The sequence below is a fragment of the Bradyrhizobium ferriligni genome (assembly GCF_056837965.1).
Window position 1 is genome coordinate 105,034 of the sequence record NZ_JBXEJO010000002.1, and the last position, 20,075, is coordinate 125,108.

The following is a 20,075-nucleotide window of genomic DNA, read 5'->3' on the forward strand; positions in this document are numbered from 1 at the left end:
GGAAACAAGAAGGACATAAGCCAAGAAGGACACCATCAATGGCACATTCCAATCAGGGTATCGTGAAGGACAACAAGGGGCAGGAACAGCCGGCCGACAAGCAGCGCGCGCAAACCGCGCACAAGACCGACCCGCGAAAGTCCAATGCGCGCGAAGCGACGCGTGATCCGAAATTGAACGATGCCGACAAGACGCCGGGATCTGGCATGACATCAGACGACCGCGGCGATCCTCCAACAGGCTGAACGACGTTCCGCTTTGCAGCAATCGCGGTAATGCGGCAGGAACGATGACCCGGGTCGACTGTTGGCGTCGAGGGATCAACGGAGAACTGACATGGCGATGGACGAGAAGGAGGTCGGAAACCTGATCGGCAGCGACAAGGTCGAGGGCACCGCGGTCTATGGCTCCGACGAGCGCAAGATCGGCTCGATCGAACGGGTGATGATCGACAAGAAGAGCGGGCGGGTGTCTTACGCCGTGCTCGGCTTCGGCGGCATTCTCGGTCTCGGCAACGACCATTATCCGCTGCCCTGGCAGTCGCTCAAATACGACACGAGGCTGGGCGGTTATGTCACCGGCGTCACCGAGAGCCAGCTGCGCGGCGCGCCGAAATACGTCAGCGAGCGGGATTGGAATTGGTCGGATATCGGCGCCACGCGCGCGGTGAACGAATATTACGGCGTGCCGTTCGTCTGAGCGGCGCCGGGCCCGCACTTCACTGGCGCCCCACCGGAGCTGACCCGTATGGCAGTTGCCGACATTACCGTCGTATCCTTGGGGCGTATGTTCACTAGTGAACATACGCCCAATGCTGTGCAATGTAACATACGTAATTGAAGTCGGTCCTGCAGTTGCCCGATTGAACATGCGGGAGACCAATGTCGTTGCCGTCGCTAATCCGGAAATTGGAGCAGTTTGCACGGCTTTCGCCGGTAGACCACGTTCTTCTCAATCGCGCGTCCACCGAGCGCGTCCGGCATTTCGGTCCGCGGGTCGACATCGTCCGCGAAGGCGAGAAGCCGAAGGACGTCCATCTGATCCTGTCCGGCTGGGCCTATCGCTACAAGCAACTCGAGGACGGCCGGCGTCAGATCGTGGCTTTCTTCCTGCCCGGCGACATTTGCGATGTGAACGTCTTCATCCTGCGCGAGATGGATCATTCGATCGGTACCGTCACCTCAGTGTCGATCGCCGACCTCTCCCGCGAATTCTTCGACAAGGTCGCCGCCGGACATCCGCGCATCGTGACCGCGTTCTGGTGGGAAACCCTGGTCAACGCGGCGATCCAGCGCGAATGGACCATGAGCCTCGGCCAGCGAACGGCGCTGGAGCGGATGGCCCATCTGCTGTGCGAGATCTGGCTCCGGCTGCGTGCCGCTGGCCTGACCCAGGGCGACAGCTGCGATTTCCCGCTGACCCAGGGCGATCTCGCCGATGCCACCGGGCTCTCCAAGGTTCACGTCAACCGAACGCTGCAGGAATTGCGCGCCGGCGGCCTGATCGTACTGAAAGGAAAGACCCTGGTCGTCCCCAATCTCGAGCGGCTGATGCAAGCCGGCCTGTTCAACCCGAACTACCTGCACATGGATCACGAGGGACGGCAGCTCGATGCCGCCGCGACGCCGACGGACGCGGCGGCCGGGTAGTAGCCCGCGCAACATATTCCCTGTCGTCCCTGCGAAAGCAGGGACCCATAACCACCGATGCTGATTGACCCGCGTCGTCGGAACGACGAGTCCCTTCAACAACACAAGCCGCAGCGTATGGGTCCCTGCTTTCGCAGGGACGACAGGTGTACGTAGCCAACGGCTTGGTTTCACCCATTCGCCGCCTTCACCACCACGAGGTTCTCGTCCGGCGTCGCCGGGTGGCGCTTGAGGTGATCGCGGCGCAGCGCGATCTCGTCGCGGACCAATTCGTAGCCGAGCTTGAACGTGTCCATTCCGTCGCCGGAAACGGTGCCGTCGCGCAGGCCGGTCACCGCGCCGCGCAGGATCGCCTCGAGCTCGTCCTGCAATTCGTCGAGATGCTCGGCGCAGGTGGCGTGCTCGACGCGCTCGCCGATGTCGAGGATCCTGCCCGCCAGCTCGCTGGCCTTCTCCGGTGCGACGCGGGTGATCTTGGTGTAGATCGCGGCGAAGATCGAGCCGATGATGCTGAGCGCGGCGGCAGCGAGATACATCACGTCGCTGTAGCGATCCATGAACGACTTGGTATCGTCGTTGATGTATTCGGCGGCGCCCTGATGGGCGACGATGAAGGCGTCCTTGTCGGTCGCCGCCGGCTCGATCTTGGAGGCGAAGCCGTCGTCGAGCGCGAGTTCCGACTTGTTCTCATAGATGATGCGCGCGAGCTCGGCGGCTGTCGTCGTGGACATCGAGGATTGCGCGACCAGCAGCCATTCCAGCCCGATGGTGTCGACCTCGTCATCGGGGATCGCCGGCGAGGACGACAGCATGCCGGTCGAGACCGTCTCCTCCGAAATCGCCGGGTATTTGCGCGCCAGCGCCTTGGCCGCGTCGATCGCATTCAGCGTGAAGCCGCCGGCGCGCTTGGCATATTGCTCGTAGGTCTTGTCCTTCACGATCTTCGAGGCATGCTCGATCGCGATCACGGCGGCAAAGCCGGAGGCGAACAGCTTGTCGAAAGGTGTGTTCGGCGGCGCCTGCTGTACCCGCTGCGCCGCTTCGGGGCTGTCGGCAATCTCGAGCGCGCTGCGGACGAAATTGACGTTGCTCTCGCCGTCGCCGACGACCGCGATCCGCTTCTTCTTGAGCTCGCTCAGCGATTTGATCTTCTTGCCGCCGGGGCTGAGCACCAGCACCACGTCATGCTCGAGGATCGCGATGGCGCGGGCACGCGGCGGCACCCTTGCGTCGGTGCGCAGGATGGCAAGCGAGGCGTCGCGGCGATCGAATTGCGCCAGCGCCTTGGCGATGTCGGGGTTCGGCGCGATCTTCAGCCGCAGCCGCGACGAATTGTTCTTCAGCACGATAGCGAGCTTGGCGGCGAATTTCGCCTCCGGGCCGTTGGCATCGCCGACCGCGAACACCAGCGTTTCGGAATTGCGCAACCAGAGGCGGCCGCCGATCACGGTGACCGCGCTCAGGAGCAGCGTCAGCAGGGTGAAGACGATGATCTGTGCGCGGTTGGTCTTGACGACCGGTTTGGCGACCGGAGGGCGCGGCGGCGTCGGCGCAGGCGAGGGGGCTTCGGCACTCATGGCTGATCACCTGGCTCATCACCCGTCCGGGACGGCCCGTTGCCGCAACAACCCGATCGGCGCGGCGCTGCCCGGTGAATCCGTAAATGACTATAAAAGAAAGAAAATTTCCTATGTTGCCGACGATATACCTCCCCGGGGGGAATGCAAACCGGCCGCCGGCCGTAACCTTAATCCCGGCCGGCCTGCGCCGCGATGCCACATGACCATTGCCACTATCGACGGCCGGACCGAGATGTGATTTTCGACGAGGCGCAGGTGCATTCCGGCGCCGGAGATGTCATAAATGAGACACGCTTCGGTTTGCGGAATTGTGCTGACGGCCTGACCCGGATTTTCTTGCAATCACATTCATCGAAGTAAAAGGGCGTCAGCTTGTTGTTTCCCTCCATGTCATCGTCGGTGTCGGTTGGTGCCCTGGTGGGATGGATGTTGCTTCTCACCGCAAAGCACATCATCGCCGACTTCATGCTGCAGAATGCCTGGATGGCGATCGGCAAGGACCAGAAGACCGGCTGGGCCATGCCGCTGCTGGCGCATTGCCTGGTCCATCTCGCGGTCGCGCTGGCGCTGATCCTGGTGGTGGCGCCGCGGTTCTGGTACGTCGCCTTCATTGACTTCGTGATCCACATCATCGTCGATCGTTGCAAGGGCATCTGCGCCTCGCATTTCGGCGTGACGCTGGAATCCGGCCATCCCTGGTTCTGGACCCTGATCGGGGTCGACCAGGCGCTGCACCACCTCACCGGCTTCGCGCTGTCGATCTACATGGCCGCGAACTGAGCGGTTCGCGCGCACCTTTCCTCACATCCTGGACCAGGAAGCCAGCCGGGCCGCGGCGGGCGGATGTGATTCGCGCGCAACGGGCAAGACCCTCCGGAAGCGACCGGAGGCCGTGGTTAACCTTTCGTTAGAGGATTACGCGGCATCTTCCCGATCGAGGGGGATTTGCAAATGTTTTCAAGCCGCGACGCCTTCGAGAACGATGCCTGCCCGGTTGCCGACGACCTGCTCGGCCAGATGTATCGCGCCAATCCGAACGGGCTCTCGTTGCTGGTTGCCAATGTCGCGCCCGATGTCAGGGCGCAGCTCGCGCTGTTCTGCTATCGCCGCAGCCATCTGCACGCACTCGCGGTCGCGATCGCGTCGAGTTGCAGCGAGTGGGAGCTGGTGAATTCCGGTGGCCGTGTCGGCTCGACGCTCTACGCGCTGTCGCGCGAGCCGGTCCGCGCCGCGACCGTTTCGCATGGCGGCCGCAAGCCGATCACGCTGTCGACCAAGCCGCTGTCGACCTTCGCGCCTGTTGTCGATGACGACCTCGACGACGAGGACGTCAGCGAGACGGTGACCGTGACGGCTTAAGCATGATCCGGAGAAGTGGAAACCGGTTTTCCCTCGCGACAAACGCGGAACGCGTTTGCGCGGAGATCATGCGCAAATAAAAGAGCCGTGCTCAACCCGGCTGCACGCTCGGGATGAGCGGCAGCCCGTGCCGGCGCCGCGCCATCGCGCATTCCGCGTCGCCCGGCTGGCAGGTCCGGCACACCTCCGGCCGCACCGCGTAGATCTCGCAGCGCGTTGCTTCTCCGACCCGGCCCGCTAGCGCCGAGCAGCGGTCGCCCTCGCAGCGCATGCCTGATTGTCGCGCGTTGACGAATCGCGCCGGGATCAGATCGAGCTGCGCGTCGTCCTCGATGGTGAAGCGCGGCCAGTTCTCCGAATAGCTGCAGCAGGCACCGCAGGACTGGCAGGGGTTTCCGTCGGCCGCGTCGATCGTGTCGTCGGCCATCAGGTGTCCCTCGGCGCTTCCCAGACCAGGCTGCGCCGCCAGCGCGCCCTGAGCAGGTCGCGCCGCTCCGGATATTTCTCGTCGTGATAGACCGCCGTGACCACGCGGTCAATGCGGAAGCTGCGGAAATCCCTGCGCAGCTCGCACCAGGCGGCGAGCAGCCGCACCGCCTCGTGATAGCCGACCGCGATCGGCCAGATCGTGCGCTCGCTATCGCGGCCATGCTCGTCGCGATAGTTCAGCGTGATCTTCTTGCCCTCATGGATCTGGCTGCGGGTCCTGACCATGTCGATGCGGTCTGGCTCCCGGTTCCAGGCCGAGCGGGCCCGGCTTGCCGGCTCCAGCACGAACGGCCGCAGCCGGTCGGGCACGGTCTCGGCGATCTTGGCCATCAGGTCCTCGGCCGCGCGCGCCAGCGCCGGATCGGCGTGGCCGACCACCCATTGCGCGCCGAGCACGCAGGCCTCGATCTCGTCGGGTGTCAGCATCAAGGGCGGCAGGTCGAATCCCTTCTCCAGGATGTAGCCCATGCCGGCCTCGCCGCGGATCGGCACCCGCTGTTCGATCAGGCTGGCGATGTCGCGATAGATCGTCCGCTTCGATGTCTCGAGCTCGGCTGCGATTGCATCGGCGGTCAAAGGCTTACGGGTGCGGCGGAGCACCTGGATGATCTGAAACAGCCGGTCGGCGCGTCTCATGGCAACTCTCTCGATCGCTCTCTTGGCACGTGTCTTTGTCAGCTCTCTCGGCGGCTGTCTTGACGAGTGTCTTGACGGGTCTCGTGGTCTCTCGGTGCGCAGACTTTTCTGGGTCCCGTCCGGCTGCTGCTGACAGCATGTTGGCAGCAGGTGGGGGCTATATCAGGACAACACCTCAAGTGAAGGGAATTTGTCCATGACGAATCTTGACGAACTCGGTTTCCGGCAGGCGCAAGGCTTTGCGCTGGAACAGCTGGTCACGGTCTACTCCACCTCCGGCGACCTGCGCTGGGCCCTGGTCGCGCTGATCGCACAGTCGATCAGCACGGTTTGGTCCTACGGGCGGGCACGGCTGGTCAAGCGCGTTCGCGAGGCGGTTCGCCGCCTCGCACCCGTCGGCCCGTTCGACAGTGAATGCCACTACTGCTGACACCATGCTGGCAGCAGGGGACGGCTAGCTTCAATTCACGACCACAGGCGATCGGGAGCTTCATATGATTACGCTTTTTGGCTTTGGCACGGGCTTCGGCTTGCCGGAAATCAGCCCCTTCGTGACCAAAACCGAGGTCCAGCTCAAGATGGCCGGGCTCGACTATCGCAAGGAGAAGGCGATGCCGCCGGCCTCTCCCAAGGGCCAGCTGCCGTTCATCGCCGACGACGGCGAGACGATCGCCGATTCGACCTTCATCCGCGCTCATATCGAGGGCAAATACGGCTTCGACTTCGACGCGCCGCTCAGCCTGCAGGCGCGCGCCCAGGCCTGGGCCTTCGAGCGCATGATCGAGCATCACGTCTACTGGGCGCTGGTCGGCGCGCGCTGGGTCGACGACACCAATTTCGCCAAGGGGCCCGCGCATTTCTTCGACGGCGCGCCCGACCTTATGCGCGACAAGATGCGCGAGGACGCCCAGTTCCGCGTTGCCGAGAACTATCTGCTGAGCGGGCTCGGCCGCCACGGGCCGGACGAAGACGTCGATCTCGCGATCCGCTCGCTGTTCGCGCTGTCGGTGCAACTCGGCGACAAGCCGTATCTGATGGGCGATGCGCCGTGCGGCACCGATGCCACCGCGTTCGGCGCGCTGGCGGGAATTCTCACCCCGTTCTTCGATTCGCCGCTGCGCGAGCGCACCGAGAAGTTCGACAATCTCACCGCCTATGTCGGCCGGATGATGCGGCAATATTATCCGGAATTCGCCTGGGCGCCGCTGCAGCAGCAGGCGGCCTAAGCCGGCGCCACAGCAGCGGGCTCGCCCTTCAACGCGGCGAGCTCCGCCTCGAGCTCGGCAATACGCTGGTCGCGCGAGGCCAGCGCTGCCGCCACGTCGGCCGCGTCGAACTTCTGCGGAATGTGCTGCGGGCAGTTGGTGTCCCACGCTGTGACCTTGAACAGGATCACCTGCTCGGGCCGCGCCCGGTACCCTAGCGGCATCAGCGCGCGCGTCAGCGCCGGATCGTCCTCCACCACCCGTGCCTCGCCCCACAGCTTGACGCGGCGGCGGTGCGCATAATCCATCACGAAGATATACGCCTTGGCATTCTCCGACAGATTGCCCTGGGTGATGAACTGGCGGTTGCCGCTGTAATCGGCGAACGCGATGGTGTGCTTGTCGAGCACCTTGAGAAAGCCCTTCGGCCCGCCGCGATGCTGGATGTAGGGCTGACCGTCGGCCGACGCGGTCGCGAGATAGAAGCTGTTCACCTCGCCGAGGAAGCCGGCGAGGTTCTCGTCGATCTCGGTGCGCCAGCCGCCATGTGCCTCGACCTCGGCGTAGGTGGCGCGCGAGCCCTTGCGGGTCTGGATCGCCTTCACCGCCGGACTGAATGCGACGTCGCTCGCATAGCTATGACCATCTGACATCGGAGCCTCCCGTGACGGGCGCCTTAAGCGGTTGTCCTCGCCGCTTAAAATGGACGTTCCCAGATCGTAAGCAATCTTGTGCATTGACACTTCACTGTTGCCGATTATGCAATAGTGCCATGGACCGGATCGATGCCATGCAGGCCTTCGTCGCGGTGGCGGACCTTGAGGGTTTCGCCCCCGCCGCCCGCAAGCTCGGCCTGTCGCCGTCCGCCATCACGCGGTTGATCGCGGCGCTGGAGGAGCGGCTCGGCGCGCGGCTGCTGCAGCGGACCACGCGGCAGGTGACGCTGACCGACGCCGGCTCGCGCTATCTGGAGCGGGCGCGCCGGATCCTCGCCGATGTCGAGGAAGCTGAGGACGCCGTGGAGAGCGAGCGCACCCGCCCCGAGGGCCGCCTCGTGATCTCGGCGCCGTTCGGCTTCGGGCGGCTGCATGTCAGCCCAGTCGTGAGCGCTTACCTGAAGCGCTATCCCGATGTCGGCGTCGACCTGCGGCTGTCGGATCGCAGGATCAATCTGGTCGAGGACGGCGTCGACCTCGCGGTCAGGATCGGGCACCTGCCGGATTCGACGCTGGTGGCGCGGCATGTCGGCCGGATGCGCCGCATCGTGGTGGCGTCGGCCGGCTATCTCAAGCTTCGCGGCAGGCCGAAGCGGCCGGCAGACCTCACCACCCATGACACGATTCAGTTCGGCGCCATGACCGCGACGCCGGATTGGCGCTTCATGGAGGATGGCCGCGAAATCCGCATCACCCCTACGCCGCGCTTCACCAGCAACAGTTCGGACGCCGCCATCCAGTATGCCGAGCAGGACGGCGGATTGACCCGAGTGATGGCCTACCAGGCCGCCGAATCGCTGAAGGCGCGGCGGCTCCAAATCGTGCTCGCCGAGTTCGAGCAGCCGGCGGTGCCGATCCATGTCGTCTATCCGACGACGCGGCTGTTGTCGGCCAAGGTGCGGACCTTCATCGATCTCGTGACCGAGATCACCGACTGGTATTTCGACTAGCTCACCGGCGGCTTCTTCGGCACCACGCGGAAGGTGCCGTTGGCGCGCGCGATGGTCACCCCGTCGGCCTTGATCAGGCTCTGCGCGAAGCAGATCGTGCTGCCGGTCTTGATCACGTCGCTCTCGATCGCGAGCCATTGTCCGACATTGGCGGAGCCTACGAAATCGACCGCGAGCGAGATCGTGACGAACGAGGTGGTCCAGCCGGTCGCCTGGCCGCAGCTATAGCCCATCGCGTTGTCGGCAAGGGCTGCGATCAGTCCGCCATGGATCAGGCCGCGGCCGTTGGTGTGCGGCCTCGCCAGCCGCAGGCCGATGATGACGGCCCGCTCGGTCTTCTTTTGGTAAAGCGGCTCCCAGGGCTCGGTGAGCGGGCTCTTGCGGAACAGCGGCTCGAAGCCTTGAGGGACGTCCTGGGGAGTATCGGGGACGACTTGCGTATCGGTGCTCATCTGAAAGCTCGCATATGGCTTTGGGTTGACGCCATTGAACGCGATGTCGATGACGGTTTCACCGCCTACAAAGTTTTAAACGGGATTTGCGCAGGTGTTTGAATGCAGCGCGGGCCTGTCGCCACAATCTCCTGCTGTCATCGCACGGCTTGACCGGGCGATCCAGTATTCCAGAGACCGCACGGCATGAATCGAGAAGCCGCGGCGTACTGGATACCCCGCAGGCGCGGGGTATGACGGCTGAGTGTGTAACGGAGAGGTTGCTCGACGAAAGAAACAGCGAGCTCGCCTAGAACGGCAGCCCCACATAATTCTCCGACAGCGAGGTCGAGGCCGCCTTCGAGCTGACGAGGTAGTCGAGCTCGGCGATCTGGATGCGCGCGGCGAATTCGCCCTCGTCGGGGAATTTGTGCAGCATCGAGGTCATCCACCAGGAGAAGCGCACCGCCTTCCAGACCCGCGCCAGCGCGCGTCCCGAATAGCCATCGATGCCGGCGGAGGATTTCTCGTCGTAATATTCGCGCAGCGCCTGCGACAGATAATGCACGTCGCTGGCGGCAAGGTTGAGGCCCTTGGCGCCGGTCGGCGGCACGATGTGCGAGGCGTCGCCGGCCAGGAACATGCGGCCGAACCGCATCGGCTCGGCGACGAAGCTGCGCAGCGGCGCGATGCTCTTTTCGATCGAGGGGCCGGTGACGATCTCGTCGGCGGCCTTCTGGTCGAGCCGCCGCTTCAATTCGTCCCAGAACCGATCGTCCGACCATTGGTCGACATGATCGTCGAGCGGGCACTGCACGTAATAGCGGCTGCGGTGGGACGAGCGCATCGTGCACAGCGCAAAGCCGCGCTCGTGATTGTTGTAGATCAGCTCCGGCGAGACCGGCGGCGTCTCGGAGAGGATACCGAGCCAGCCGAACGGATACACCCGCTCGTAGCTGGTGATCGCCGAAGCCGGTACGCTGGCCCGGCTGATGCCGTGGAAGCCGTCGCAGCCGGCGATGAAATCGCAGGCGATCTCGTGGGTGACGCCGTCCTTGACGTAGCTGACGCGCGGATGATCGGTGTCGAAATCGAGCGGCTTGACGTCGGCCGCCGAGTAGATCGAGGTCAGGCCGGCGGCCTTGCGGGCATTCATCAGGTCGAGCGTGACCTCGGTCTGGCCGTAGATGGTCACGGTCTTGCCGGTCGAGCCATGCAGGTCGATGCGGTGCCGCGCACCGCCGAACGCCAGCTCGAGACCGTGATGGACCAGGCCCTCCTGGTGCAGCCGGGCAGCGGCGCTGACGCTCTCGAGCAGCGACACGGTGCCTTCCTCGAGCAGCCCGGCGCGAATCCGCCCCAGCACATAGTCCGGGGTCTGCCGCTCAAGAATGATGTTGTCTACGCCGAAAGTATGAAGTAGTTGCCCAAGCAACAGTCCGGCCGGACCTGCGCCAATGATTGCTACTTTTGTCCGCAATACCTTGTCCTCCCGATCGGATAGGCTTTTAGCCGGTGCCCGCGCCGCGGCGCGCGCCGTCAACTTGCCAAGGCAACTATATCATATAACGGTTTTGGCAAGGCGGATTTGCGCGGGACGCTCGTTCACCGCAGCGCAAGATGCGGCGGGGGCGGACCGGGGCGGAGGGTGCGACGAGGCGTCCGCGCGGCGGATTTCGTCTTGAATATCCGTCCGAATTAGATAACATGTTAAGTAATGAGACCGGGCACCAAGCCCGTCCTGGAGAGGAGGAGACGTGATGAGGAAGACAGTGTTGGCGGTGTTGATGGCCGCCGCCATCGTGCCGGCCGCGGGACCTGCCGTCGCGCAGGACAAGACCGTCAATCTCAAAGTGTCGCTATGGGTGCCGCCGGCACATCCGCTGGTGCCGGCGACGCAAGCCTGGGCCGCCGACATCGAGAAGGCATCGGGCGGCACCATCAAGGTCACCGTGTTTCCGTCCGAGCAGCTCGGCAAGGCGTTCGACCATTACGACATGGCGCGCGACGGCATCGCCGACGTCACCTATGTCAATCCCGGCTATCAGCCCGGCCGTTTCCCGATCGCGGCCGCCGGCCAGCTTCCGTTCACCTTCTCCGACGGCAAGAAGGGCACGCTGGCGCTGAACGAGTGGTACCACAAATATGCGCCGACCGAGATGAAGGACACCAAGCTGTGCTTCGCCTTCATCCACGATCCGGGCGCGCTGCACGGCAAGAAGAAGATCGTGCTGCCGAGCGACCTCTCCGGCGTCAAGGTGCGTCCCGCGCAGAGCACCATCGGCGAGATGGTGAAGATGTTCGGCGGCACCAATGTGCAGGCCTCCGCGCCGGAATCGCGCGACGCGATCGAGCGCGGCGTGGCCGACGAGATCACCTTCCCCTGGGGCTCGATCTTCCTGTTCGGCATCGACAAGGTGGTGAAGTACCACATGGACGTGCCGCTCTATTCGACGGTGTTCACCTACAACATGAACCTCGCCAAGTACAATTCGATGTCGGCTGCCCAGAAGAAGGTGATCGACGATCACTGCACGCCGGAATGGGCCTCGAAGGTCACCGACCCCTGGACCGATTTCGAAGCCAATGGCCGCACCAAGATGAAGGCGCTGGAAGGCCACGAGGTCTATCCGCTGACATCGGATCAGCTCGCCGAGTGGAAGAAGGCGGTCAAGCCGCTGCGCGACAGCTGGGCCGAGGCGGTGAAGAAGGCCGGCGGCGATGCGGCAAAGATCGACGCCGATCTGCAGGCCACGCTGAAGAAGTACGAGGCGGGGATCTAGACGAGCCGCCGAGGCAAATGAGGTCGTCATGCCCGGGCTTGACCCGGGCATCCACGCCTTACTTCTCAACGGAAACGAAGACGTGGATGGCCGGGACGAGCCCGGCCATGACGCGGGGTGGGATATCGAACCATGGCTGCCAACTCCGAAGTTTCCCCAGACGGCGCGATCACCGGCCCACCCGAGCCGGTGCGCAAGAATTTCATGGACCGCTTCATCGATTCGATCGAATGGGTCGCGGCCTTCTTCGTCGGCGTCGTCGCGCTCAACACCTTCACCGCGGTGTTCATGCGAAAATTCTTCGCGGTGACGATCCCCGACTACTACAATTTCGGCCAGTTCCTGCTCGGCATCCTGATCTTCTGGGGCATTGCGGCGACCAGCTATCGCGGCACCCACATCACCGTGGATCTGGTCTGGGCCAACGCCTCGCCGCGCCACCAGCGCTGGATCGACATCTTCGCGACGCTGGTGCTGCTGTTCGTGGTGAGCGTGCAGACCTACACGCTGGTCGACAAGGTGATCGACACCAGGAACAGCCATATCGTCACCATGGATCTCGGCGTTCCGGTCTGGCCGTTCTTCCTGGTGTCGTGGATCGGCGATGTCTCCGCGGTGCTGCTGATCGCGATCCGCACCTACCGCCTGATCTTCCATCCGGAAGATATCCATGATGCCAAGATCAAGACCGCGGAGTAGACGGCCATGAGTCTCGACCTCAGTCCCGAGACCGTCGCCGTCATCGGCTTTGTCAGCCTGTTCGTGCTGATGCTGCTCCGTGTCCCCGTCGGCATGGCGATGGGCCTCGTCGGCATCACCGGCTTTGGCTATCTCACCGGCTTCGCGCCGGCGCTTAAGCTGGTCGGCCAGACCACGATGCGCACGGTGACGGATTATTCCTTCGGCGTGATCCCGATGTTCCTGTTGATGGGCGCCTTCGTGTCCGTCTCGGGCATCAGCCGCGAGCTGTTCCGCGCCGCCAACACCTTTGTCGGCCATTGGAAGGGCGGGCTCGGCATTGCGACCATCGCCGCCTGCGGCGGCTTTGCCGCGATCTCGGGCTCGTCGGTCGCGACCGCGGCGACCTTCTCGGCCGTCGCCTATCCCGAGATGCGCCGCTTCGGCTATCCGCAATCATTCGCTGCCGGCGTGATCGCGGTCGGCGGCACGCTCGGGGCGATGCTGCCGCCGTCCACCGTGCTCGCGGTCTACGGCATCATCACCCAGCAGGATATCGGCAAGCTATTTATCGCGGGCGTGGTGCCGGGCCTGCTAGCGATCCTGATGCACATGATCACGATCGGCATCATCGGCGTGACGCGGCCCGGCTTCCTGCCGGCGGGAAAGAAAGCGTCGTGGCACGAGCGCTTCGTCGCGCTGCGTGACGTCTGGTCGCCGCTGCTGCTGTTCCTGTTCGTGATCGGCGGGCTCTATGGCGGCTTCTTTGTCCCGACCGAAGCCGGCGCGGTCGGCGCGGTGGGCGCCTTCATCATCGGTGTCCTCCGTGGCAAGCTGACCAGGGAAGGCATCCTGCAATCGTTGCTGCAGGCGACGCGCACCGCGGCCGCCGTGTTCACGGTGCTGATCGGCGCGCTCTGCTTCGGCTATTTCCTCACCATCACGCAGACGCCGCAGCACGTCACCGAATTCCTCACCGGGCTCGGCATCGGCCCCTATGGCGTGCTGGCGCTGATCCTGCTGATGTATCTGGTGCTCGGCTGCCTGATGGACGCGATGGCGATGGTGATCCTTACCGTGCCGATCGTGTTTCCGGTGGTGACCGCGCTCGGCTTCGATCCGATCTGGTTCGGCATCATCATCGTCATGACGGTCGAGCTCGGCCTGATCCATCCGCCGGTCGGCATGAACGTGTTCGTGATCAAGAGCGTCATCAAGGACGTCAACATGTCGACAATCTTTGTCGGCGTGCTGCCGTTCGTGATCACCGATTTGATCCGGCTGGTGATCCTGATCCTGTTCCCGCTGCTTGCGACCTGGCTGCCGCAGCGCATGATTGGCTAGGCCCATGAATCCCGAGCTTGAGACCAGATACGTCTTCACCATCACGGCGCGGATCGCGGAGGTGACGTCCGCCGGCGACATCGGCACCGGTGTCCGCCGCATCATTCCGATCATCGGCGGCGAGGTGAGGGGCGAGAAGGTCAACGGCAACGTGCTGCCGTTCGGTGCGGACTTCCAGATCATCCGGCCCAATGAGCTGATCGAGCTGGAGGCGAAATATGCGTTCGAGACCGACGACGGCGCCGTCGTCTATGTCGAGAACAAGGGCATCCGCTTCGGGCCGGTCGAGTTGTTGCAGAAGCTGAAGCGCGGCGAGCCGGTCGACTCGAAGCTGATCTATTTCCGCACCGTGCCGAAATTCGAAACCGGCGCCGAAAACTACCGCTGGCTGATGCAGCACATTTTCATAGGCTCCGCCGCCCGCCACGCCGACCGCGTCGTGATCGACGTGCATCAGGTGCTTTAGCTTCGCACACTTGCCGTCTCACCTGCCGGGATCCGCCAACATTCGGTGTCGTCCCTGCGAAAGCAGGGACCCATACTCCGCGGCCTGTGTTGTGAACGGGACCCGTCGTTCCGTCATCGTCCAACAATAATCATTGGTGGTTATGGGTCCCTGCTTTCGCAGGGACGACGGGTGGTGGGGGAGTTGCGCGTATCAACTCCATCACCGTCACCCTGAGGAGGCCGCACTGCGGCCGTCTCGAAGGGTCGACGGCCACCAGCCGGGCCGCGCATCCTTCGAGGCCGCTTGCGCGTGCACCTCGGGATGACGGACTCGACAGCCGGGCGCGCCCATATTGACTCTCCCCCTAATCGTTATAAAACATAACTATTCTGAACAGGAAACAATAACGCCATGGGAAACTCTGCCGGCGGGGGAGACGCCTCGCTGCTCAGGATCGAGACGCGGGGGGCGGTGCTGACGGTCGGGCTCAACCGTCCCGCCAAGCGCAATGCGCTCAATGACGGCATCATCCTGGCGCTGCGGGACTGCTTCTCCGCGATACCGGACGCGGTCGGCGCCGTCGTCATCCATGGTATCGGCGATCACTTCTCGTCCGGCCTCGACCTCTCCGAACTGACCGAGCGCGATGCCACCGAGGGCCTGGTGCATTCCCAGATGTGGCACCGCGTGTTCGACCGCATCCAGTATTGCCGCGTGCCGGTTATCGCCGCGCTGAAGGGCGCCGTGATCGGCGGCGGGCTGGAGCTGGCCTGCGCCGCGCATATCCGGGTCGCCGAGCCGTCAGCCTATTTCGCGCTGCCCGAGGGCCAGCGCGGCATCTTCGTCGGCGGCGGCGGATCGGTGCGGCTGCCGCGCCTGATCGGCGTGCCGCGGATGGCCGACATGATGCTGACCGGCCGGGTCTATTCGGCGACCGAGGGCGCCGCCTACGGCTTCTCGCAATACCTCACCGAGGCAGACGGCGCGCTGCCGAAAGCGCTGGAGCTTGCCGAGCGCGTCGCCGCCAACGCGCCGCTGACCAACTTCGCCGTGTTGCAGGCGCTGCCGATGATCGCCGAGGCCAATCCGCAGACCGGCCTCTTGATGGAATCGCTGATGGCGACGGTGGCGCAGAGCGACAGGGAAGCCAAGAAGCGGATCCGCGCGTTCCTGGATCGCAAGACCGCCAAGGTGAAGCCGACATGAGCGCCGCGCCGTCTGCAACCGCCAGCACCGCGCATCCGCTGCGCCCGATCTCGTTCGGCAATCCCGACGTCACCGTCGAGCGCCGCGACGACGGCACGATCTATCTCCGTCCGAAGCTCAGCCTCGCGGATTTTCCGGTTCGCCTCACCGATCGCCTTCATCACTGGGCGAAGGCCGAGCCGAACCGCGTGTTCATGGCCGAACGTGCCGCCGGCGGCGGCTGGCGGCAGATCACCTACGCGCAATTGCTCGAGGCTATCAGGCGCATCGCCTCCGCCTTGATCGCGCGCGGATTGTCGGCCGATCGGCCGATCGTGATCCTGTCGGGCAATTCGATCGATCATGCCTTGATGGCACTCGGCGCGCTCTATGCCGGCGTTCCGTTCTGCCCGGTGTCGCCGGCCTATTCGCTGGTGTCGCGCGACTATGGCAAGCTCAGCTTCGTCATCAAGCTTCTGACGCCCGGCCTCATCTTCGTCGACGATGCCGACAAGTTTGCCGATGCGCTGCGTGCCAATGTCGAACCCGGTGTCGAGATCGCCGCGAGCCGCGGCACCGTGCCCGGCCGTGAGGTGACGCGCCTTGCCGGCCTCATGGCGACGCCGGAAGACCCGCGCCTCGATGCGACCAATGCGGCTATCGGTCCCGACACGATCGCGAAATTCCTGCTGACGTCGGGGTCGACCGGCAATCCCAAGGCCGTCATCAATACCCAGCGCATGATCTGCGCCAACCAGGTGATGCTGCGCGAGACGCTGGCGTTCCTCAAGGACGAGCCGCCTGTGATCGTCGACTGGCTGCCGTGGAATCACACCTTTGGCGGCAATCACAATGTCGGGCTGACGCTCTATAACGGCGGTTCGATGTATCTCGATGAGGGCAAGCCGATGCCCGGTGGCATCGAGGAGACCGTGCGAAACCTGCGCGAGATCTCGCCGACGGTCTATTTCAACGTGCCCAAGGGCTATGAATCGCTGCTGCCCTATCTGCGCGACGACGCCGGTCTGCGGGCAAAATTCTTCGACCGGCTGCATGCGATGTTCTTCTCGGGCGCCGCGCTGTCGCCGTTCATCTGGAACAGTCTCGATGCGCTCGCCGTGCAGGAGAAGGGCTATCGCGTGCCCATGCTGACCGGCCTCGGCGCCACGGAGACCTCGCCGTTCTTCATGTCGGTGCGCCCCGATACCAGCCGCTCCGGCCATGTCGGGCTTCCGGTGTCGGGCAACGACGCGAAGCTCGTTCCGAACAACGGCAAGCTCGAGGTCCGCGCCAAAGGCCCGAACGTGACGCCGGGCTATTGGCGGCAGCCCGAGCTGACCGCCAAGGCGTTCGACGAGGAAGGCTTTTATAAGTTTGGCGACGCACTGAAGCCCGCTAACGCGAGCGATCTCGATGCCGGTTTCAATTTCGACGGCCGCATCGCCGAGGATTTCAAGCTGGCGAGCGGCACCTGGGTCAGCGTCGGGCCGCTGCGGGCGCGCTTCGTCGGCACCTGCGCGCCGCTGGTGCGCGACGTCGTGATCGCGGGGCTCAACCGCGACGAGCTTGCGGCGATCGTGATCCTCGATCTCGATGGCTGCCGCCTGATCAATCCGGCGCTGGTCGCCAATGACATCGCGGCCGCGGCCAATGATCCGCTGGTGCGGGCGGCCTTCCGCGAGCGCTTCGCGCGCGTCCTTGCCGGCGCCACCGGCTCGTCGAACCGGATCGCGCGCGCGATCCTGCTCGACACGCCGCTGTCGATCGATCGCGGCGAGGTCACCGACAAGGGCTCGATCAACCAGCGCGCGGTGCTGGAGCATCGCACGGACATCATCGAAGCGCTCTATGCGCCGGTGCCGCCGGCATCGGTGATCACGTCAGTCTAGTTCTCGAACAGGAGAAAGCCATGCAGTTGAAGGACCAGGCCGCCATCGTCACCGGCGGCGCATCGGGATTGGGTGCTGCGACCGCGCGCCGTCTCGCCGCGCAGGGCGCCAAGGTCGCGGTCTGCGACCTCAACGCCAAGCTCGCCGAAAGCGTCGCTGCCGAGATCGGCGGTATTCCGGTTGTCTGCGACGTCGCCGATGCTGCGGCGGCCGAAGCCGCCGTCGCGACCGCCGCCAAGGCGCATGGCCCGGCCCGCGTGCTGGTGAATTGCGCCGGCATCGGGGTGGCAAAGCGCGTGATCGGCCGCGAGGGGCCGATGGCGCTCGCCGATTTCGACAAGGTGATCAAGGTCAATCTGATCGGCTCGTTCAACATGCTGCGGCTTGCGACCGCTGACATGGCCAAGCTCGAGCCGCTCGCAACCGGCGAGCGCGGCGTCGTGATCTCGACGGCCTCGGTCGCCGCTTATGACGGCCAGATCGGGCAGGCGGCCTATTCGGCCTCGAAGGGCGGCATTGTCGCGATGACGCTGCCGATCGCGCGCGAGCTCGCGCAATTCGGCATCCGCGTGCTGACCATCGCGCCCGGCCTGTTCATGACGCCCTTGCTGGCCGGCCTGCCGCAGGAAGCACAGGATTCGCTCGCCGCCGCGATCCCGTTCCCGCGCCGGCTCGGCCAGGCCGACGAGTTCGCCTCGCTGGCGCTGCACATGATCGACAATCCCTATCTGAACGGTGAAGTGGTGCGGCTCGATGCCGCGCTCCGGATGGCGCCGCGCTGAAGCATGATCCGGAAGAGCGCGAGCCGCCCTTCCGGATCGCTCACGCTCAATCGAGGACAAACCATGTTCGTCAATCGGCGCGACGTGCAGATCCAGTGGGGCGATTGCGACCCCGCCAACATCGTCTACTACCCGCGCTATTTCGCGATGTTCGACGATTCGACCTCGATCATGTTCGAAGCCGCCGGTTGCTCGAAGCAGGACCTCGTCCACAAATATGGCCTGGTCGGCATTCCCATGGTCGACACGCGGGCGAAATTTCACATCCCGTCGACCCATGGCGACTGGATTACCATCGAGAGCCGGATCGAGAGCATCAAGCGCTCGAGCTTCGAGGTGGTGCACCGCGTGTTCAAGGGCGAGGCGTTGGCGATCGAGGCGTTCGAGACCAGGGTGCTGGTCGGCCGCCACCCGGACGATCCCGCCAGGTTGAAATCGGCGCCGTTTCCGCAGGAGATCATTGACCGCTTCATGAAGGGCTGACGTGTGCATGAAGGTCCTGACTCGCAGCCCCTCATAACTCGACTTTCGGAGCATGATCCTCCCGGAAAACCGGTTTCCACTTTTCCGGATCATGCTCTAAAGAAGGGGCTGAATTGGCCCGCAAAACTGGTTTAAACCCAAAAAACTTATCCGCAGGGAGGAATGAATGAGGAAGGCCACTCTCGCCGCAGCAGTGCTCGCAGCAGCCATCGCGCTGCCGGGCGCGCCCGCACTGGCGCAGACCAATGAAATCACCATCGGCATCTCGATCTCGACCACGGGGCCGGCCGCGGCGCTCGGCATTCCGGAGCGCAACGCGCTCGATTTCGTGCCGAAGGAGATCGGCGGCGTGCCGCTGAAGCTGATCGTGCTCGACGACGGCGGCGATCCGACGGCTGCGACCACCAATGCGCGGCGCTTCGTCACGGAGTCGAAGGCCGACATCATCATGGGCTCCTGCACCACGCCGCCCTCGATCGCAGTGTCGACGGTCGCCAACGAGGCCGGCATCCCGCATCTCGGCCTCGCGCCGTTCCCGATCAACGACGCGCGCATGAAGTGGTCGGTCGATCTGCCGCAGTCGATCCCGATCATGGGCAAGGTGCTCTACGAGCACATGAAGGCGCACAACATCAAGACCGTCGGCTATATCGGCTATTCGGATTCCTACGGCGACCTCTGGGTCAACGACTTCAAGGCGCAGGCCGTGCCGATGGGCCTGACCATGACCGACGAGGAGCGCTTCGCGCGTCCGGATACCTCGGTCGCGGGCCAGGTGCTGAAGCTCGTCGCCGCCAATCCCGACGCCATCCTGGTCGGTGCTTCCGGCACCGCCGCGGCGCTGCCGCAGACCGCGCTGCGCGAGCGCGGCTACAAGGGCCTGATCTACCAGACCCACGGCGCCGCCAGCATGGACTTCATCCGCATCGCGGGTGCGGCCGCAGAAGGCGTCATCATGTCGGCGGGCCCGGTGATGTCGCCGGAAACGCAAGCCGACAGCGCGCTGACCAAGAAGCCTGGGCTTGCGCTCAACACCGCCTATGAAGCAAAGTACGGCGCCAACAGCCGCAGCCAGTTCGCCGGCCATTCCTACGATGCCTTCGAGGTATTGAAGCGTGTCATCCCGGTGGCGCTGAAGGCCGGCAAGCCCGGCACGCCGGAGTTCCGCGAAGGCATCCGCAAGGCGTTCATCTCCGAGAAGGAGATCGTCGCCACCCAGGGCGTCTATAACTGGACCGAAAAGGACCGCTACGGCCTCGACGACCGCTCGCGCATCCTGCTGACGGTCAAGGACGGCAAATACGTCCCGGCGATGTGAGCCGGTCGCGATCCGCGAAACGAAGAAGCCGGCCCCGATGGGCCGGCTTTTTCTTATCCTCCCCTGGAGGGCCCTCCAGGGGAGGGTGAAGTGGAGCGCAAGTGTTACGCGAATGCAAGCGCGGTAAGCAGTGGTTTCTGGTGGACGTGC

At 64.4% G+C, this 20,075-nt stretch carries 24 protein-coding genes; 18 read left to right on the forward strand and 6 right to left on the reverse strand.

Features of this window, described 5'->3' with window-relative positions; translation table 11 throughout:
* Positions 1-38 precede the first annotated feature (38 nt).
* From AC1VNY_RS01530 to AC1VNY_RS01540, 3 genes are all read left to right on the forward strand, one after another.
* Entirely contained in the window at positions 39-245 is a 207-nt protein-coding gene (locus tag AC1VNY_RS01530) for a hypothetical protein (RefSeq protein WP_028339101.1), read from the forward strand.
* Positions 246-336: 91 nt separating this feature from the next.
* The gene (locus tag AC1VNY_RS01535) at positions 337-699 is read left to right on the forward strand and encodes a PRC-barrel domain-containing protein (RefSeq protein WP_482403840.1); all 363 of its coding nucleotides are present in this window, start codon (positions 337-339) and stop codon (positions 697-699) included.
* 188 nt (positions 700-887) lie between these two features.
* Entirely contained in the window at positions 888-1,649 is a 762-nt protein-coding gene (locus tag AC1VNY_RS01540; RefSeq protein ID WP_411780888.1) for a Crp/Fnr family transcriptional regulator, read from the forward strand.
* Positions 1,650-1,819: 170 nt separating this feature from the next.
* Here the strand turns inward: AC1VNY_RS01540 and AC1VNY_RS01545 are convergent, their stop codons facing one another.
* Positions 1,820-3,226: a TAXI family TRAP transporter solute-binding subunit gene (locus AC1VNY_RS01545; RefSeq protein WP_482403841.1), complete on the reverse strand. Its 1,407-nt coding sequence runs from the start codon at positions 3,224-3,226 to the stop codon at positions 1,820-1,822.
* Between AC1VNY_RS01545 and AC1VNY_RS01550 the strand changes: the two genes are divergently transcribed.
* From AC1VNY_RS01550 to AC1VNY_RS01560, 3 genes are all read left to right on the forward strand, one after another.
* Positions 3,225-3,467 carry a hypothetical protein gene (locus tag AC1VNY_RS01550; protein WP_482403842.1) on the forward strand — a complete coding sequence of 81 codons (243 nt, stop codon included), beginning with the start codon at positions 3,225-3,227 and terminating at the stop codon, positions 3,465-3,467. The two genes, AC1VNY_RS01545 and AC1VNY_RS01550, sit on opposite strands and share 2 nt — an antisense overlap.
* Positions 3,468-3,655: 188 nt before the next feature.
* Positions 3,656-4,009, forward strand: coding sequence for a DUF3307 domain-containing protein (locus AC1VNY_RS01555; protein WP_080686645.1), 354 nt, complete (start codon positions 3,656-3,658; stop codon positions 4,007-4,009).
* A 171-nt stretch (positions 4,010-4,180) separates the two neighbouring features.
* A complete protein-coding gene (locus tag AC1VNY_RS01560; RefSeq protein ID WP_028339096.1) occupies positions 4,181-4,588 on the forward strand; it encodes a hypothetical protein in 408 nt (135 codons plus the stop codon).
* A gap of 91 nt (positions 4,589-4,679) precedes the next feature.
* Here the strand turns inward: AC1VNY_RS01560 and AC1VNY_RS01565 are convergent, their stop codons facing one another.
* The gene (locus tag AC1VNY_RS01565; protein ID WP_482403843.1) at positions 4,680-5,015 is read right to left on the reverse strand and encodes a YkgJ family cysteine cluster protein; all 336 of its coding nucleotides are present in this window, start codon (positions 5,013-5,015) and stop codon (positions 4,680-4,682) included.
* Positions 5,015-5,713 (reverse strand): helix-turn-helix transcriptional regulator, encoded by a 699-nt coding sequence (locus tag AC1VNY_RS01570; protein ID WP_482403844.1) that lies wholly within the window; start codon positions 5,711-5,713, stop codon positions 5,015-5,017. The genes AC1VNY_RS01565 and AC1VNY_RS01570 overlap by 1 nt, the downstream gene beginning before the upstream one ends.
* A gap of 196 nt (positions 5,714-5,909) precedes the next feature.
* Here AC1VNY_RS01570 and AC1VNY_RS01575 point away from each other — a divergent pair, with 196 nt between their 5' ends.
* Both AC1VNY_RS01575 and AC1VNY_RS01580 read left to right on the forward strand, forming a co-directional pair.
* Positions 5,910-6,143 (forward strand): hypothetical protein, encoded by a 234-nt coding sequence (locus AC1VNY_RS01575; RefSeq protein WP_028336548.1) that lies wholly within the window; start codon positions 5,910-5,912, stop codon positions 6,141-6,143.
* 64 nt (positions 6,144-6,207) lie between these two features.
* The gene (locus AC1VNY_RS01580; protein WP_482403845.1) at positions 6,208-6,939 is read left to right on the forward strand and encodes a glutathione S-transferase family protein; all 732 of its coding nucleotides are present in this window, start codon (positions 6,208-6,210) and stop codon (positions 6,937-6,939) included.
* Here the strand turns inward: AC1VNY_RS01580 and AC1VNY_RS01585 are convergent.
* Positions 6,936-7,571, reverse strand: a complete 636-nt coding sequence (locus AC1VNY_RS01585) for a pyridoxamine 5'-phosphate oxidase family protein (protein ID WP_482403846.1) — start codon at positions 7,569-7,571, stop codon at positions 6,936-6,938. The two genes, AC1VNY_RS01580 and AC1VNY_RS01585, sit on opposite strands and share 4 nt — an antisense overlap.
* Before the next feature lie 119 nt (positions 7,572-7,690).
* On the opposite strand from AC1VNY_RS01585, the gene AC1VNY_RS01590 reads away from it, so the two are divergent.
* Positions 7,691-8,584: a LysR family transcriptional regulator gene (locus tag AC1VNY_RS01590; RefSeq protein ID WP_482403847.1), complete on the forward strand. Its 894-nt coding sequence runs from the start codon at positions 7,691-7,693 to the stop codon at positions 8,582-8,584.
* On the opposite strand, the gene AC1VNY_RS01595 is transcribed toward AC1VNY_RS01590, so the two are convergent.
* Entirely contained in the window at positions 8,581-9,036 is a 456-nt protein-coding gene (locus tag AC1VNY_RS01595) for a PaaI family thioesterase (protein ID WP_461192565.1), read from the reverse strand. The genes AC1VNY_RS01590 and AC1VNY_RS01595 overlap by 4 nt on opposite strands.
* Before the next feature lie 289 nt (positions 9,037-9,325).
* The gene (pobA, locus tag AC1VNY_RS01600; RefSeq protein ID WP_482403848.1) at positions 9,326-10,495 is read right to left on the reverse strand and encodes a 4-hydroxybenzoate 3-monooxygenase; all 1,170 of its coding nucleotides are present in this window, start codon (positions 10,493-10,495) and stop codon (positions 9,326-9,328) included.
* Positions 10,496-10,775: 280 nt separating this feature from the next.
* Here pobA and AC1VNY_RS01605 point away from each other — a divergent pair, with 280 nt between their 5' ends.
* The 9 genes from AC1VNY_RS01605 (at position 10,776) to AC1VNY_RS01645 (ending at position 19,925) form a co-directional block, all read left to right on the forward strand.
* Entirely contained in the window at positions 10,776-11,798 is a 1,023-nt protein-coding gene (locus AC1VNY_RS01605; protein WP_026191954.1) for a TRAP transporter substrate-binding protein, read from the forward strand.
* 189 nt (positions 11,799-11,987) lie between these two features.
* Positions 11,988-12,497 carry a TRAP transporter small permease gene (locus AC1VNY_RS01610; protein ID WP_375790089.1) on the forward strand — a complete coding sequence of 170 codons (510 nt, stop codon included), beginning with the start codon at positions 11,988-11,990 and terminating at the stop codon, positions 12,495-12,497.
* 6 nt (positions 12,498-12,503) lie between these two features.
* Positions 12,504-13,820 (forward strand): TRAP transporter large permease, encoded by a 1,317-nt coding sequence (locus tag AC1VNY_RS01615; RefSeq protein WP_482403849.1) that lies wholly within the window; start codon positions 12,504-12,506, stop codon positions 13,818-13,820.
* Between the two features lie 4 nt (positions 13,821-13,824).
* A complete protein-coding gene (locus tag AC1VNY_RS01620) occupies positions 13,825-14,286 on the forward strand; it encodes a DUF3237 domain-containing protein (RefSeq protein ID WP_482403850.1) in 462 nt (153 codons plus the stop codon).
* A 393-nt stretch (positions 14,287-14,679) separates the two neighbouring features.
* On the forward strand, positions 14,680-15,474 hold the full coding sequence (locus tag AC1VNY_RS01625) for a crotonase/enoyl-CoA hydratase family protein (protein ID WP_482403851.1): 795 nt from the start codon (positions 14,680-14,682) through the stop codon (positions 15,472-15,474).
* Positions 15,471-17,342: a feruloyl-CoA synthase gene (locus AC1VNY_RS01630; RefSeq protein ID WP_482403852.1), complete on the forward strand. Its 1,872-nt coding sequence runs from the start codon at positions 15,471-15,473 to the stop codon at positions 17,340-17,342. Before AC1VNY_RS01625 ends, AC1VNY_RS01630 begins: the two co-directional genes overlap by 4 nt.
* Before the next feature lie 20 nt (positions 17,343-17,362).
* Positions 17,363-18,124 (forward strand): SDR family NAD(P)-dependent oxidoreductase, encoded by a 762-nt coding sequence (locus AC1VNY_RS01635; RefSeq protein WP_461193962.1) that lies wholly within the window; start codon positions 17,363-17,365, stop codon positions 18,122-18,124.
* Positions 18,125-18,187: 63 nt separating this feature from the next.
* Positions 18,188-18,607, forward strand: coding sequence for an acyl-CoA thioesterase (locus AC1VNY_RS01640; RefSeq protein ID WP_050629566.1), 420 nt, complete (start codon positions 18,188-18,190; stop codon positions 18,605-18,607).
* Between the two features lie 166 nt (positions 18,608-18,773).
* Positions 18,774-19,925 carry an ABC transporter substrate-binding protein gene (locus tag AC1VNY_RS01645; RefSeq protein WP_482403853.1) on the forward strand — a complete coding sequence of 384 codons (1,152 nt, stop codon included), beginning with the start codon at positions 18,774-18,776 and terminating at the stop codon, positions 19,923-19,925.
* Positions 19,926-20,075 lie beyond the last annotated feature (150 nt).